Raw genomic sequence first — 14,002 nt, forward strand, 5'->3', positions numbered from 1 at the left:
GATGGCGACATACACCCTTGAATCTCTGCTCCGGCCGCCGGTAGAGCTTTTCACTACTGCGGTCTGCTATGTGGCAGCTTCGCTTTGCATTTGCGCGCCCTGGGCTTTTGCGCTGACCCCACTATTTGGAATTGTCGCCGCGCTGGGTTTTATCTACCTGGGCACCATTCGGCTGCTGCAGGCGCGGAGGGTCCTAAGGTATCAGGCGAACCTCAGGCGACTTCCCCACTACACCATGACCAGCGCTGAAATGCCGATCAGCAACGAGCGCCTGTTCATCGGACGCGGGTTCCGGTGGACTCAGAAGCACACACAGCGCCTGGCCGACACCTACCTCCCTCAGTTCGCGGCATACGTCGAACCGACGAACCTTTATGAACGGGCGCGCTGGCTGGAGGAACGCCTAGAGTTCGCCCCCTTCCCACTGAAACTGATCACAAAACTCACTGGTTGGGATTCCAACTGGAACCCCGCTCGGCCTCTCCCACCAGTGGGTGGCCTGCCCAGATTGCACGGGATCGAACCAGATGAGCAGAATGTCAGTCTCCCTCTGGGTGAGCGCGTGGGCCACACACTGGTCCTGGGCACCACACGGGTAGGCAAGACTCGCCTGGCGGAAGTGTTCATCACCCAGGACATTCGCCGAACGCATCGCCGCGGGCCGCGAGTCCGCATGGGGCGACGGAGCCAAACCTCCCATCGATGGAGCCGGCGCCGGCGAGTAGAGGAACAGGCCGACCACGAGGTCGTGATCGTTTTCGATCCGAAGGGCGATGCCGACCTGCTCAAGCGCATGTACGTCGAGTGCAAGCGCGCCGGGCGCCTCGACGAGTTCTACGTGTTTCATCTGGGATGGCCGGATATCTCCGCTCGCTACAACGCCATCGGCCGCTTCGGCCGAATCAGCGAGGTGGCCACTCGCATCGCTGGTCAGCTCTCCGGCGAGGGTAACTCTGCAGCATTTCGGGAGTTCGCTTGGCGGTTCGTCAATATCATCGCCCAGTCGCTTGTCGCGCTCGGCCGTCGCCCTGACTACGAGCAGATCCGCCGGCACGTCATCAATATCGACGAGCTGTTCATTGAGTACGCACAGAAGTACTTCGCTGAACATGATCCGAAGGCCTGGCAAACCATTGTCGAGCTTGAAGGCAAGATCGATCGCAAGAACCTGTCTTTCGCCATGAAAGACCGCCCGCTGCGCGTGGTGGCCATCGACATGTACCTGACCCAGAAGCGCATCAACGATTCGGTTATGGATGGCCTGCGCAGCGCTGTCCGCTACGACAAGACCTATTTCGACAAGATCGTCGCATCGTTGCTGCCACTCCTGGAAAAGCTCACCACTGGGCGTATCGCTGAACTGCTTGCCCCCGACTACCTGGACCTCGCCGATGAGCGTCCCATCTTCGACTGGATGCAAGTGATCCGAAAACGCGCCGTGGTATATGTTGGCCTCGATGCACTATCCGACACCGAAGTCAGTGCGGCCGTGGGCAACTCGATGTTCAGTGACTTGGTCTCTGTTGCAGGCCACATTTACAAGCACGGCATCGACGACGGCCTGCCGGGGCATATGGCTGGGGGCAAGGTACGCATCAACCTCCACGCTGACGAGTTCAACGAGCTCATCGGGGACGAATTCATCCCGATGGTGAATAAGGCCGGTGGTGCCGGCATCCAGGTCACCGCCTACACCCAGACGATGAGTGACATCGAAGCGAAGATCGGCTCGAAGGCGAAAGCCGGCCAGGTGATCGGTAACTTCAACAACCTATTCATGTTGCGTGTTCGAGAAACCGCGACCGCTGAGCTGCTGACCAACCAGCTACCAAAAGTGCAGATCTACAACAGCACGCCGGCGAGCAGCGCGAACGACTCGGTCAACGGCAAAACCGCGTTCACCTCAAGCTCGCACGACCAGGTGCAGCTGGCGAGTGTGCCGATGATTGAGCCGGCCCACGTGGTGGGACTGCCGAAGGGACAGGCCTTCGCGCTCATCGAAGGTGGGAATCTGTGGAAAATCCGCATGCCGCTCCCCGCGAACGACCCAGATGAGGTCATGCCCGGCAACCTGCAGGAGCTGGCCGCCGGCATGCGGCGATCGGCAGCGTCCTCGAACGATTGGTGGGAAGCCCCTGGCTATCAAGAGCTGAAATCAGCTTTGCCCGAAGACCTGGTTGAAGATTTCCGCCAGGTGGCCACCGATGATGCAGCTTGAGGTGTAGCCAATGGCAGATGACGTATCAAAGAAGGCCGAACAGCAGCAAGAGCGACAGGAATCGCTGTTCAGCAAGATCTTCTGGTTCCCGATTACCTTCATCGGCGTAATGTTCAGCTCGCTGTTCCTCGCCATCGTGGTCGACTGGGTATGCCTGTACTTCTTCTGGCCAGAGGCCGGGTGGCGGCACGGTCAGCAAATGCTGGTCAGCGAGGTCGGCTGGTTGTCCAAGGGGCTGGTCCATAGCGCTGTCGTCCAAGAACCCGGGCGCACCGCGACCTGGCTGGTCACTGAAGCTTACGACTGGCTGGTCGTGAAGACCGGGATGCTTAGCTGGGTCCAGAGCATGGAGTCGATCGCTCAAGCCGGTCCCCGTAACGAGCTGGACATGCGCTATTGGGCCGCGCAGAGCGTCACAACGGTACAGAACTATGCCCTGGCTGCCCTCTTTACCGTCCTGGTGTTTTGCGTCCGCCTGGTCGTGCTGCTGATGACGGTACCGCTTTTTGCCATGGCTGCACTCACAGGCCTGGTCGACGGGCTGGTGCGGCGAGACCTCCGTAAATTTGGTGCCGGCCGAGAGTCCAGCTACCTGTACCACAAGGCCCGGGCAACGATGTTGCCGTTGGCCATTTTCCCCTGGACTTTCTACTTGGCGCTCCCGATCAGCATCAGCCCACTGCTGGTACTACTCCCCTGCGCTGCCTTACTCGGGGTGTCCGTGAGCATTACGGCCGCGAGCTTCAAGAAGTATTTGTGAGGAAGAGAACGATGCAATGGACACACGAGCAGTCGCCAATCATCCAGTCGGAAGCCCCGAAACTCCTTATCCAGGCCGGCGCTGGCAGTGGCAAGACCACAACGCTGGTGGGCTACGCGCAACACCACACCCGTCTGCGGATTCTCTATCTCTGTTACAACAAGTCGGTCGAGATCGCCGCGCGTGGCCGATTTCCGCGCAACGTGGTGAACAAAACTGCGCACGGCCTGGCCTACGCCGTCTATGGCACACAGTTCAGCCATAAGCAGACCAACAACTTGCGACTGACCGATATCGCCCGAGCGCTTGATACGCAGGACTGGGAGCTGGTCAGGGACGTGCTAACCACCCTCAACAACTATATGGCCAGCGCCGACGACCTGATCGAGCGCTGCCACTTTCCACGGTTCCGTGACCGCCCGATGCTTACCTCCGCCCAGGAGCGCTACCTGAACCAGGCGCTGGTAGCAGCGATGAGCATCTGGAAGCGCATGACTGACCTGCAGGACACAGCGGTGCAGATCACGCATGACGGATACCTGAAGCTGTACCAGTTGAGCAAACCCGACCTGAGCCAGCGCTTCGACTGTGTCCTGCTCGATGAGGGACAGGACGTAAACCCCGTCATCGCTGACATTGTGCGCATTCAGCGTATTCGCAAGGTGGCCGTGGGTGATCGTCATCAGCAGATCTATCGCTTTCGAGGGGCGGAAGACGCTCTAAATGCCAGCTGGATGGCCGGGGCGGAGAAGCACTACCTGACCCAGAGCTTCAGATTTGGGCCTGCAGTCGCCCATGTCGCCAACATCATCCTGTCCTACAAGGGAGAAACCAGGAAGCTGCAGGGACTGGGCGAGAAGACATTGGTGAAGAAGGCGTTGCCGGCCGGGCTGCCGCACAGGACATACATTCATCGGACCGTTATCGGGGTGATTGAAAACGCACTGTGCCTGGTCACCGAGAAGCCCAAAATCTACTGGGTTGGCGGCATTGACAGCTATTCAGTACGCGACCTCGAGGATCTGTTCTATTTCAGTCGCCAACAGCGCGATCTGGTCCAGAACAAAAAGCTGCTCCGTGACTACCGAGACTATGGCCAGTACGTGGAAATCGCCGAGGTTAGCCAGGACAGCGAGATGATCCGGTCCATCAAGATCATCAACATGTATCCGGATCTGCCTCAGCGAATCTTGGCCCTGCGCTCATGCACCGTGGACCAAGAGCTGGATGCAACTATCACCCTCACCTCTGCCCACAAGTCGAAAGGCCTGGAGTGGGACTTCGTCGGGCTCTTCGACGACTTCACGTCGGACCCGCTCTCACCTGACATCGATCCAGGTCGACGAGATGATGAGTTGAACCTCCTGTACGTTGCCGTCACCCGGGCGATGAAGATCCTCGCCATCAACAGTCTGGTGCTGTCCATCATGGAACGCTACGTGGACGCTCTCGCCCCAGGAGCGCGTCAAGCGCGCGGCTGATTAAATAAAGGAGTCACTATGAGCAAGAAATTCGAACACCGCGCTGACTATGTCGCTATTCCATTCAAAAACGCGACTAGCGGCGCTTGGATATTTAAGAGCACAGAACAGACGCTTGAGCCCGATGTTGCGTCTCTTTTGGCAGAAGAGGAGCAACTGCAGAAGAAGATGCTCGAGCTCGGAGCCCAAGGCTGGGAACTCGTCAGCACCCAGCCAGTGTGCCGGGGCGAGATCAAAGTGGGCAATCAAAATGCCCAGGCCTGGTCCTACGGGTTCCCAATGCCGGTCGGATATCTGCTCTTTTTCAAGCGCGAGTCAGTAGCCTGACCAATCAGGCGCTTTAGGCTTCATGATCATGCCCTGGAAGGAGGGCCAACATGGCGTTGGCCCTCCTGACCATCTCGACCAGCTCCACTGAGCTCACCTCTCGTCGGTGCTGAAGCATCTCGGCGGCCAAAACCGCTTTGTCGTAGCAACCTTCATCTCGGAAACGGGCACCCAGAAAGTCCGATACCCAAGCTTCAAACACCGGCGAGTTGGTGGTTTTCCGCGGCATAAGACTCCCCCACAGATCAGTTTTTCCCGTATGCCTACTCCTTGGCTTAACTTCGGCTCATTGTAATCGGTCTGGGCCGTTCAATCGCCCTACCAAAGTGGATCAATCCACTTCACCAAAGCGTGACCGGCTTAGAGAAAAAATTCTACGGACCTCAGATAAGTATTTCTTGAGGCGCCCCTCCACCTGGTCTCGGCATTCTGACGCCCACAGTCAGTTGCCCCAGAGCCCAGCCGTGAACAAGCCATCCCTCCTCCTTGTATCTCCTCGCCGAATCCTGCTTGGCGCGCTGATCAGCGTCAGCGGCGGCTTTTCACTAATACCGAGCGCTCAGGCGGCCGGTGCATCAGAACAGGCCAACATCGAGGTGATGATCCGGCAGCTGAACGCGCTGGAGGACTCGGCGCGGCGCAGCGCCACGATCGCCAGCGAACCTGGCCAGCGCTACTACTTCGACTATGAACGTCTGGCTGGCGACATCCAGCGCGTTCGCCAGGGCCTGCAAGAATACCTGACCCCAAGTCGCGCACAGCCGCGAGATCCGGCAGAGCTGGCTGGGAAATACACCCTCACCGGCGGGCGGATGCCATGAGCATGAGCGGCACTCAAGTCGCAGCTTTCAACGCTGCAAGCGGGGTCACCCCCCAGGCCAGCACCGTGCTGTTCGTAGGCACCGTCATCGCACTGTCGACCCTGTGGGGTGCCTGGGCGCTGTACAGCATCTACCGGGGCTGGGCGACTCAGAACATCGACAGAAACATTGCAGCCGCGTCGACCGTCAAGGTCATCGTCCTGCTGCTGATCCTCGCCACACTCGTTCTCAGCTAGCCAAGGAGCTAACCGATGTCTATCCGCACCATCACCAAGTCACTCACCGGCGCCGCCGCATTGATTATGGGCCTGCACCCAATCATTGCCGCTGCCGCATTACCAGGAGCACAAGCCCCAACACGCGGCGAGGGAACCAGCTGGCTGCAAACCATCCAGAACTACGGTTACGACGGTTTCATGCTGATCGGTCTCTTCCTGCTCGGAGCCATGATGGTGGGGGTCGCCTCCCATGCCTACGGCGTTTACCACGATATCCATGAGGGCAAGAAAAAGTGGCGAGACCTGGGGCTCACCGCTGTGGTCGGGATCTGCCTGATCGGCGTCGGCATCTTCATGGTCACCAAAGCTACTGGCGTCCTCTAACTGGTGATGCGATATGGCTGAGACCACTTACCTGAAGGATGGAACGCTCGATTTCCTTCCCCACAACCTTAATAGGCAGCCCATCGTCATGGGAGGTCTCACTGCGGATGAAATGTGGGGAACGGTCGGTGCTTGTGGAGGGGCCGGCGTGATTCTGGGCATCCCCGTGTCGTTCTTGTTCGGCAACCCAGCTCTCTTCATCGCTTGCGCTCTTGTAGGTGGAGCTCTGGGCTTGACCGTGGCAAGCCGGATCCTCCGGAAGATGAAACGCGGCCGCCCGGATACATGGTTTTACCGCCAGCTCCAGTTCTACAAGGCTCAACACCTCCCCTTCCTCGGTGGCCCCCAGTTGGTCATCCGGAAGGGAGCGTGGACATGCCGTCGTACAGGAAAGTAGGAATCTTCATGAGTTTTCGAAAACGAGTGGATGCTCAGCAAGCACACATTCTCAGCTTGCGAATCGCGGTAATTGTGCTGGGCGCAGTCAGCCTGTTCGCGTTTTACGGCTGGCACAAAGCCCCCGAAGACCTGACCGTGCATGTGCCGCCGGACCTCCGCTCCGGCAGTACTCGCAAATGGTGGGAGGTGCCACCAGAAAACGTGTATGCCTTCGGGTTCTATATCTTCCAGCAGATGCAGCGCTGGGAGAAGAACGGGGACGACGACTACCAAGACAACATCGAGCGTCTGGCGTCCTACGTGACCCCTGGCTGCAAGGAGTACCTGCAGAAAGACTACGAGATGCGCCGTAACGCCGGTGAGCTGCGCCGCCGTGAACGGAATGTCTCAGAAATCCCGGGCCACGGGTTGACCGACCCTGGCGTGCTACGCGTGGAAGAAATCGGAATCAACGATTGGACAGTCAATCTGGATCTACTCGCTGACGAGTCGGTGAACGGCGAGCGGGTCAAGCGTGCAATGACGCGTTATCCACTGTCCATCGTCCGGGCCGACGTCAATCCAGAGAAAAATCCGTTCGGGTTGATGTGGAACTGCTATGCGTCCAACCCGCAGCGCATCGAGGTTGATCTGCAAGCAGCCGGGGTGAAACCATGAATCTGCGCGCGTGCCTCCTTGTTCTGGGCCTCTCTGCAGTTGCCAATGTGAAAGCGGTAGAGCTGCTGCTGTGGGACCGTATCCCCATGGCAATCCCGCTAATTGTCGGTCAAGAGCGCATTGTGTTCGTCGACCAGAACGTGCGGGTAGGCATGCCTCCGCAGCTTGTTGGCCAACTGCGGGTCCAGAGCACTGGCGGCGCCGTCTACCTGCTGGCCAGCCAAGAAATTCCACCGACCAGGCTGCAACTGCAGAATGTGGCCACTGGCGAGATCATGCTGGTGGATATTGCCGCGACACCAGCGGCAGAGGGCCAAGCCAAGCTCGAACCCGCGAAGATCGTCGCCGGCGCGGCCCCTTCTACCTACTACGGCGATACCACCTCGACGCGAGCTCCGACGAAGCGATCCGCGACGTCGGAGGAGGAGGAGGAGGATGTTCCGCCGGCACCGCGACATGAGACACCTGCGCCGGTGGCCCTGACCCGCTATGCGGCGCAAATGCTGTACGCCCCACTCCGGACCGTTGAGCCTGTCGCCGGCATCAGCCAGGTGCGTGTTGATCGAGCCCTGGACCTCAGCACCTTGTTGCCGGTATTACCGGTGGAAGCATCGGTGCTGGGGGCTTGGCGCCTCGACAACAGCTATGTCACGGCAGTCAAACTCAGAAACCTGAGTGCCCAGCAGTTGACGATGAATGCAACAGAGCTGATGGGCAACTTCTCCACGGCGACATTCCAGCACCCGTACCTCGGAGCTCGTGGAAATGCCAGCGATACCACCACGCTTTACCTGGTCACACAAGGAAAGGGGCTGAAAGAGGCCCTGCTGCCGTCTTCGGTCAGCCAAATTGATCCGAAAGCAGGAGGGCGCCGTGGGCAGTCTGAAAAGTAATCCACTCCTCAAGTACCTGCTCATCCCCGTGCTGATCGGCGCGCTCATCATCGTGTTCAAGGGGGGGAGTAAAAAAGAGGAGCCGAAGGCTCCTGAAGATAAACCGATCATCATCGGAGGCGACACCGCACGCAAGCTAGGGGTGGACGGTGATACTCCGGCCGACACCCTCCGCACGGTGGTCGCTGAAAGTCGGGAGGTGAAAGACCAGATCGCGAAGGTGCTGACCGACAACAAGGAACTGAAGGACCAGAATGCAGAGCTCCAGCTCCGGCTTTCGCGCATAGATCAGAATGTCGACAACAAGCTGAATGATGCGAAGGGCGAGCTGCAGGAGCAGGTGAAGAACCAAAGCGTGGGCCTGTTGGACCAGTTCCAGCGTCAGTTGGATAACCTATCGCAGAACCCAAATGCCGCTGGGCAGGACCTCCCCATTGGGCTCGGAGTGATGCCAGGTGACGGCGCGGGTTTCGACAAAGGGACGAAGTCCAATGGACTCGTATGGGTTGAACCCACCGATGCCACTGCCTTGGACGCTAGCGGTAAACCCCTTCAGCCCGGCTCCGCCCAGACGGCCAGTAGCTTCAATTTTCCCACCAGCTTTGGGAGCACCCTGGACAAAGGCCAAACAGTTCTCAGCGCGACGGCCCAGAACGTCGGCGCTGATTTGTCTCCCCAGGATGCCCGCAAGCAAGTACGCAAAGCCTATACCTTGCCCCAGAACTCGACCTTGATGGGGTCGGTGGCCATGTCGGCGCTCATTGGCCGCGTACCGATCGATGGAACAGTCAATGATCCCTTCCCTTTCAAGGTCCTGATCGGTCCGGACAACCTCACCGCAAACGGCATCGAGATACCTGACGTCGTCGGTGCTGTTGCCAGCGGTACCGCATCAGGCGACTGGACATTGTCCTGCGTGCGCGGGCAAGTCCGGAGCCTGACGTTCGTCTTCGCAGATGGCACGGTCCGATCGTTCCCTGCCCCGGCAGAAGAGGCCAACGGCAGCCAGAACAACAACCAGAACAGCAGCAACGGTAACGGGCAGCCAGCGATCCAGGGCGGACTCGGCTGGATCAGCGACTCCTACGGCATTCCTTGCATCTCCGGCGAGCGCCGATCCAACGCCAAGGAGTACTTGACCAACCAGTCCCTGGTGACGGCCGCGGGCGCCGGCATCGCCAAACTGTTGAAGGCTGATGAGCAAAATAGCTCCACTACCTTCAGCAGCGGAGGAACTTCATTCGGGACCACGGGCTCCTCGGGGAACTCCGCCATGGGCGCGATTCTGACCGGTGGGGTCAGCGACATCCGCTCCTGGATGAACAAGCTCTACGGCGAAGCTTTCGCCGCCGTGTACGTACAGCCCGGGGCGAAGGTCGCCGTCCACTTGGACCAGCAGCTCGCCATCGACTACGAGATCAAAGGCCGCAAGGTCGATTACAACGCCGGAGCCAACCATGTATCCGCAAACCTTGACTAAGCCCCGCCTGCAGGCCGGCGCCTGGCTCGTGCTCGCCCTCATTCTAGGCGGATGCACGACTGACAAAGACGAGCTGCTCCCCCACGGGGAAGCCAACATGATGGACGTGTGGCAACACGGCACGTCTGGCGGGAGCTCTGGCAGTTCCAACAGCAGAATGTTGCTGGATGCGCGCCAAGAGCTGCGCCGACCGCTCGATGAGGCTCAGGTGGCCCGCCAACAGGCAAGTGCTGACGCCTTCAACCGCACGCCCCAGAACGAAATTTACAGCCAGTTCAAGCGCCTCCCGAACCCTGATCTGGTGATGTACGTGTTCCCACACCTGGCTGGTACGGATCCAGTCCCAGTCCCGGGGTACACCACGGTGTTCCCGATGTATCAACGCGTGCAGTACGCCATGCCAGGCGAGCGGACGGAGGAGTACTGATGCAGTTCATAAGCAAATTGCTGGGCAAAGGCCCTGCAACGCCTATCGAGCCCGTGCTCGGCCAGCCGACAACCGATACCGACCTTGTCGACGACTATCCCGCAACAGCCAGTACTGTCATCAACGAAGAAGACCGCCAGGCTGCGAATGACCGGTACATAGCTCGCCTGGAGTCCATGGGCATCCCTTCACCCATCGACTGGCAAAACCCTAAACGTCGGCCGGCGACAAAAACTGACGTGGCGAGGATATACGAGGTCAACCCGTCGTTCGTGGACATGCTGCCATGGGCAGAATACCTGCCCGAGGAAGAGGCCATGCTCCTCGAGGATGGCATTTCCAGGGCGGCGTTTTTCGAGTTGATCCCGATCGGGACCGAGGGACGCTCCGACGACTGGCTTCAACAAGCTCGCGATGCGTTGCAAGGTGTCCTGCAGGACAGTTTCGACGAACTCGAGAGCTCTCACTGGGTAGTGCAGCTTTATGCCCAGGACGAAACGGACTGGACCGACTACCTGCAAAAACTCCAGGCCTACGTCCAGCCCCGGGCTGAGAACACGGATTTCACCAAGCTCTACCTCGCGCTGTTCCGCCACCACCTCGAGTCTATCTCCAAGCCAGGTGGATTGTTCGTCGACACGGCAGTCAGCAACCTCCCGTGGCGTGGTCAGACACGGAAAGTCCGCCTGGTGGTGTATCGCCGAGTAAAGAAACAGGACGTCGTGGTGCGCGGCCAGGAGCCTGCCGCCTACCTCAAAGCGATCTGCGACCGTCTTAAAGGATCCCTGGCCAACGCCGGCGTGACAACCAAACGCATGGATGGCCATGCGATCAAGCGTTGGCTCGTAGGCTGGTTCAATCCACACCCAGATCACCTGGGGTCGACTGAGCGCGATATCCGACGTTTCTACGAAGAGGTGTGCCAGCCAGCCCGCGAGTTGCAAGAGGGTGAGCTGCCGGTGGCGAGCGGCACCGACTTCTCAGAGAACTTGTTCTACAGAGAACCGCGCTCGGATATCGACAGCGGTCTCTGGTCGTTCGACGGCATGCCGCACCGGGTTGTGATGCTGGATCGCCTGAAAAATGCCCCCCTCACTGGGCATCTGACCGGTGAGACCAAGCAGGCCGACTCATTGAACTCGCTGTTCGACCGGCTGCCGGAGGATACCGTGTTGTGCATCACCATGGTGCCGACCCCGCAGGATCTGCTGGAAGGGCATCTCGAACAGCTATCCAGGAAGGCTATCGGGGATACCCAGGCGTCCAGTCACACCCGGGATGACGTTGAAACGGCGCGGTCCCTTCTCGGACGAAAGCACAAGCTCTACCGGGGAAGTGTCGCGTTTTTCCTCCGTGGTCAGAATAAAGCCGTGCTCGAGGAGCGCACGACTAGCTTGTGCAACGTGCTCCTCGGCGCCGGCATGCAACCAGTCCAGTCACAGGACGAGGTAGCTCCTCTAAACAGCTACCTGCGCTGGTTGCCATGCAACTTCGACCCGAATGAAAACCGCGCCTTGGATTGGTACACCCAGCTTATGTTCACCCAGCACATCGCCAATCTGGCTCCAGTCTGGGGGCGCTCCACTGGCACAGGTAACCCGGGCTTCACCCTTTCCAATCGAGGGGGGGCAGCGCTGACCTTCGATCCGCTGAACAAGCTCGACCGACAAATGAACGCGCACTTGTTCTTGTTCGGCCCCACCGGCGCGGGTAAATCTGCCACAGCCAACTACCTGATCATGCAGGCCATTGCGCTCTACCGCCCTCGACTCTTCATCATCGAGGCCGGCAACAGCTTCGGCCTGCTGGGCGATTTCGCCAAGCGGCTTGGCCTGACCGTCAACCGGGTACGGCTCGCTCCGGGTAGCGGCGTGAGCCTCGCCCCGTTCGTCGACGCCGTGCAGCTCGTAAAAAACAAGGACCAGGTCAAGGTCTTGGATGCCTCGGACGTGGATGCATCGGACCAGCACCTGACCGACGCACTGGCGGGGATGGAGGACGAACAGAGGGACATCCTGGGCGAGCTGGAGATCACAGCCCGCCTGATGATCACTGGCGGCGAATCGAAGGAGGATGCGCGACTCACTCGGGCCGACCGCAGTGCCATCCGGCAGTGCATCATCAACGCCGCCGAGCTGTGCGTAAGTAAAAACCGTCCGGTGTTGACTGAAGACATCAGCGCAGCGCTGCAGGCGATGGCCAGCGACGACAAGCTCCCTGAAAGCCGGCGCAACCGGTTCATGGAGATGGCCGAGGCCATGGGGATGTTCACCATGGGCACCGAGGCTGAGATGTTCAACCGTCCTGGTACCGCCTGGCCGGAAGCTGACATCACAATCGTCGACTTGGCCACCTACGCTCGTGAGGGCTATCAAGCCCAGATGGCCATCGCCTACATCTCCCTGCTGAACACCATCAACAACATCGCAGAGCGGGACCAGTTCAAAGGCCGACCACTCATTGCCTTCACCGACGAAGGCCACATCCCATTGAAGGTGCCACTGCTCTCCCCGTATTCGGTGAAGATCACCAAGATGTGGCGAAAACTAGGTGCCTGGTACTGGATGGCAACCCAGAACGTTGACGACATCCCTCCAGAAGCATCCGCCCTGCTGAACATGATCGAGTGGTGGATCTGCTTGAACATGCCGCCTGACGAGGTGGAGAAAATCGCGCGTTTTCGTGAGCTCACGCCGGCGCAGAAGACGATGATGCTCTCGGCACGAAAGGAAAACGGCAAGTTCACCGAGGGCATCGTCCTGGCCAAGCGGATCGAGATGCTGTTCCGTGTGGTGCCACCCAGCCTGTGCCTTGCTCTGGCCATGACCGAGCCAGAAGAAAAGCGGCAGCGTTACGAAACCATGCAGGCGCTCGGCTGCGATGAGCTACACGCAGCACTGCAGGTGGCCGCGGACCTGGACCACAAACGCGGTATCACTCCCTATCCCATCACCTTACCCGAATCAAAGAAGGCCGTGGAGCGCGTGGCATGAGAGTCATGAATACCCTGACCCAGAACATCATTGATAGCCTGACCCAGCTGCTCAAAGAGCCCGGGCACGACACACTCCAGTCATTGTCGGTTTGCGCACCAGTGCTCATTGACGAGCTGCAACAGATCAAAAATAACGCCCTCGATCGTCGCGACATCATTCCGCTGGTTCAGTCCGTGTTGGATGAGTGGCTGAAGGAGCACCCTCAGCCTGACGGAGCCATTCACGATCTACAGGCCGCCCTGCAGAAGCTCGGCCAGCCTGAGGTCCCCCCTCATGCTCGGGGGGATGAGCATGCGTAAGAACAGGCTCAAACTCATCGTGGTCGGCATCATCGCGATCACTGGCCTCGGCGCTGGCTGGCTGCTGGCAAAGAACAACAGCGCACGCCCCGCCGATGAGACCTGGTATTTCGGTCCGTCCAGTGCCCGCTGGGTGATCACGGAGTACGCCGATCTGGAATGCCCATACTGCAGGGCATACACGCCACAACTGAAGCGATGGGTGAGCGAGCAAGAGAACGTGAAGCTCGCTTGGCATCACTTCCCTCTCGATAGTCATGGCCCTGCAGCAGTATCAGAGGCAAGGCTCGTTCAATGCGCGGGTTCATTGGGCGGGGCTTCGGCGTTCTGGGAAGCGATCGACCAGGTCCTGCTGCGCACACGTGGCAATGGCCAGGGGCTCGCTGATGAGTTGGAGGTACCTGGCATCTCTGCAGAAGGTCTTTCCACTTGCGCGAGGACAAGACTGGATATCCGAGCAGCCATTGAACAGCAATTGGCTGTGGCCAAGGGCCGGGGCATTGCCGCTACCCCTACGATCGAGGTCACCGACAGTTTGACGGGGCACAGCATGCGCCTGGAAGGTCCCGTGGATAGCGCCACACTGCTGTCGGTCGTGGATGACCTCGCAGCCCAGGCCACTGCGAGCAAGGAGTAGCCAGG

At 59.5% G+C, this 14,002-nt stretch carries 15 protein-coding genes; all 15 read left to right on the plus strand.

The window, feature by feature from the left end:
• Position 1 precedes the first annotated feature (1 nt).
• The 15 genes from traD (at position 2) to E5221_RS21780 (ending at position 13,997) form a co-directional block, all read left to right on the plus strand.
• Positions 2-2,218 carry a type IV conjugative transfer system coupling protein TraD gene (gene traD / locus E5221_RS21710; RefSeq protein WP_028690567.1) on the plus strand — a complete coding sequence of 739 codons (2,217 nt, stop codon included), beginning with the start codon at positions 2-4 and terminating at the stop codon, positions 2,216-2,218.
• Positions 2,219-2,228: 10 nt separating this feature from the next.
• Positions 2,229-2,978 carry a TIGR03747 family integrating conjugative element membrane protein gene (locus E5221_RS21715; protein ID WP_023628661.1) on the plus strand — a complete coding sequence of 250 codons (750 nt, stop codon included), beginning with the start codon at positions 2,229-2,231 and terminating at the stop codon, positions 2,976-2,978.
• Between the two features lie 11 nt (positions 2,979-2,989).
• Positions 2,990-4,459: a UvrD-helicase domain-containing protein gene (locus E5221_RS21720; protein ID WP_023628662.1), complete on the plus strand. Its 1,470-nt coding sequence runs from the start codon at positions 2,990-2,992 to the stop codon at positions 4,457-4,459.
• 18 nt (positions 4,460-4,477) lie between these two features.
• Positions 4,478-4,786, plus strand: a complete 309-nt coding sequence (locus E5221_RS21725) for a hypothetical protein (RefSeq protein ID WP_023628663.1) — start codon at positions 4,478-4,480, stop codon at positions 4,784-4,786.
• A gap of 503 nt (positions 4,787-5,289) precedes the next feature.
• Positions 5,290-5,607, plus strand: coding sequence for an RAQPRD family integrative conjugative element protein (locus E5221_RS21730; RefSeq protein WP_028690570.1), 318 nt, complete (start codon positions 5,290-5,292; stop codon positions 5,605-5,607).
• The gene (locus E5221_RS21735) at positions 5,604-5,843 is read left to right on the plus strand and encodes a TIGR03758 family integrating conjugative element protein (RefSeq protein WP_023628666.1); all 240 of its coding nucleotides are present in this window, start codon (positions 5,604-5,606) and stop codon (positions 5,841-5,843) included. Before E5221_RS21730 ends, E5221_RS21735 begins: the two co-directional genes overlap by 4 nt.
• A gap of 66 nt (positions 5,844-5,909) precedes the next feature.
• On the plus strand, positions 5,910-6,209 hold the full coding sequence (locus E5221_RS21740) for a TIGR03745 family integrating conjugative element membrane protein (protein WP_230852930.1): 300 nt from the start codon (positions 5,910-5,912) through the stop codon (positions 6,207-6,209).
• Between the two features lie 13 nt (positions 6,210-6,222).
• Positions 6,223-6,606, plus strand: a complete 384-nt coding sequence (locus tag E5221_RS21745) for a TIGR03750 family conjugal transfer protein (protein ID WP_023628668.1) — start codon at positions 6,223-6,225, stop codon at positions 6,604-6,606.
• Positions 6,607-6,614: 8 nt separating this feature from the next.
• Complete coding sequence (locus E5221_RS21750) at positions 6,615-7,265, plus strand: PFL_4703 family integrating conjugative element protein (RefSeq protein ID WP_023628669.1); 651 nt, start codon at positions 6,615-6,617, stop codon at positions 7,263-7,265.
• The gene (locus E5221_RS21755) at positions 7,262-8,158 is read left to right on the plus strand and encodes a TIGR03749 family integrating conjugative element protein (RefSeq protein ID WP_023628670.1); all 897 of its coding nucleotides are present in this window, start codon (positions 7,262-7,264) and stop codon (positions 8,156-8,158) included. Before E5221_RS21750 ends, E5221_RS21755 begins: the two co-directional genes overlap by 4 nt.
• The gene (locus E5221_RS21760; RefSeq protein WP_023628671.1) at positions 8,139-9,638 is read left to right on the plus strand and encodes a TIGR03752 family integrating conjugative element protein; all 1,500 of its coding nucleotides are present in this window, start codon (positions 8,139-8,141) and stop codon (positions 9,636-9,638) included. Before E5221_RS21755 ends, E5221_RS21760 begins: the two co-directional genes overlap by 20 nt.
• Complete coding sequence (locus E5221_RS21765) at positions 9,616-10,065, plus strand: TIGR03751 family conjugal transfer lipoprotein (protein WP_023628672.1); 450 nt, start codon at positions 9,616-9,618, stop codon at positions 10,063-10,065. Before E5221_RS21760 ends, E5221_RS21765 begins: the two co-directional genes overlap by 23 nt.
• Before the next feature lie 176 nt (positions 10,066-10,241).
• Positions 10,242-13,058: a conjugative transfer ATPase gene (locus E5221_RS21770; protein ID WP_081011205.1), complete on the plus strand. Its 2,817-nt coding sequence runs from the start codon at positions 10,242-10,244 to the stop codon at positions 13,056-13,058.
• Positions 13,055-13,360, plus strand: coding sequence for a hypothetical protein (locus E5221_RS21775; protein ID WP_023628673.1), 306 nt, complete (start codon positions 13,055-13,057; stop codon positions 13,358-13,360). The genes E5221_RS21770 and E5221_RS21775 overlap by 4 nt, the downstream gene beginning before the upstream one ends.
• Positions 13,353-13,997 carry a thioredoxin domain-containing protein gene (locus tag E5221_RS21780; protein ID WP_052062247.1) on the plus strand — a complete coding sequence of 215 codons (645 nt, stop codon included), beginning with the start codon at positions 13,353-13,355 and terminating at the stop codon, positions 13,995-13,997. Before E5221_RS21775 ends, E5221_RS21780 begins: the two co-directional genes overlap by 8 nt.
• Positions 13,998-14,002: the final 5 nt, after the last annotated feature.

This window comes from Pseudomonas sp. A2 (assembly GCF_023100865.1).
Lineage (GTDB): Bacteria > Pseudomonadota > Gammaproteobacteria > Pseudomonadales > Pseudomonadaceae > Aquipseudomonas > Aquipseudomonas asiatica.

Bases quoted from the DNA above. Each gene is read 5' to 3' on its own strand.
- E5221_RS21735 (WP_023628666.1), top strand. From the start codon at position 5,604: ATGAGCATGAGCGGCACTCAAGTCGCAGCTTTCAACGCTGCAAGCGGG.
- E5221_RS21745 (WP_023628668.1), top strand. From the start codon at position 6,223: ATGGCTGAGACCACTTACCTGAAGGATGGAACGCTCGATTTCCTTCCC.
- traD (WP_028690567.1), top strand. From the start codon at position 2: ATGGCGACATACACCCTTGAATCTCTGCTCCGGCCGCCGGTAGAGCTT.
- E5221_RS21775 (WP_023628673.1), top strand. From the start codon at position 13,055: ATGAGAGTCATGAATACCCTGACCCAGAACATCATTGATAGCCTGACC.
- E5221_RS21755 (WP_023628670.1), top strand. From the start codon at position 7,262: ATGAATCTGCGCGCGTGCCTCCTTGTTCTGGGCCTCTCTGCAGTTGCC.
- E5221_RS21740 (WP_230852930.1), top strand. From the start codon at position 5,910: ATGGGCCTGCACCCAATCATTGCCGCTGCCGCATTACCAGGAGCACAA.
- E5221_RS21780 (WP_052062247.1), top strand. From the start codon at position 13,353: ATGCGTAAGAACAGGCTCAAACTCATCGTGGTCGGCATCATCGCGATC.
- E5221_RS21715 (WP_023628661.1), top strand. From the start codon at position 2,229: ATGGCAGATGACGTATCAAAGAAGGCCGAACAGCAGCAAGAGCGACAG.
- E5221_RS21750 (WP_023628669.1), top strand. From the start codon at position 6,615: ATGAGTTTTCGAAAACGAGTGGATGCTCAGCAAGCACACATTCTCAGC.
- E5221_RS21725 (WP_023628663.1), top strand. From the start codon at position 4,478: ATGAGCAAGAAATTCGAACACCGCGCTGACTATGTCGCTATTCCATTC.
- E5221_RS21765 (WP_023628672.1), top strand. From the start codon at position 9,616: ATGTATCCGCAAACCTTGACTAAGCCCCGCCTGCAGGCCGGCGCCTGG.
- E5221_RS21770 (WP_081011205.1), top strand. From the start codon at position 10,242: ATGGGCATCCCTTCACCCATCGACTGGCAAAACCCTAAACGTCGGCCG.
- E5221_RS21720 (WP_023628662.1), top strand. From the start codon at position 2,990: ATGCAATGGACACACGAGCAGTCGCCAATCATCCAGTCGGAAGCCCCG.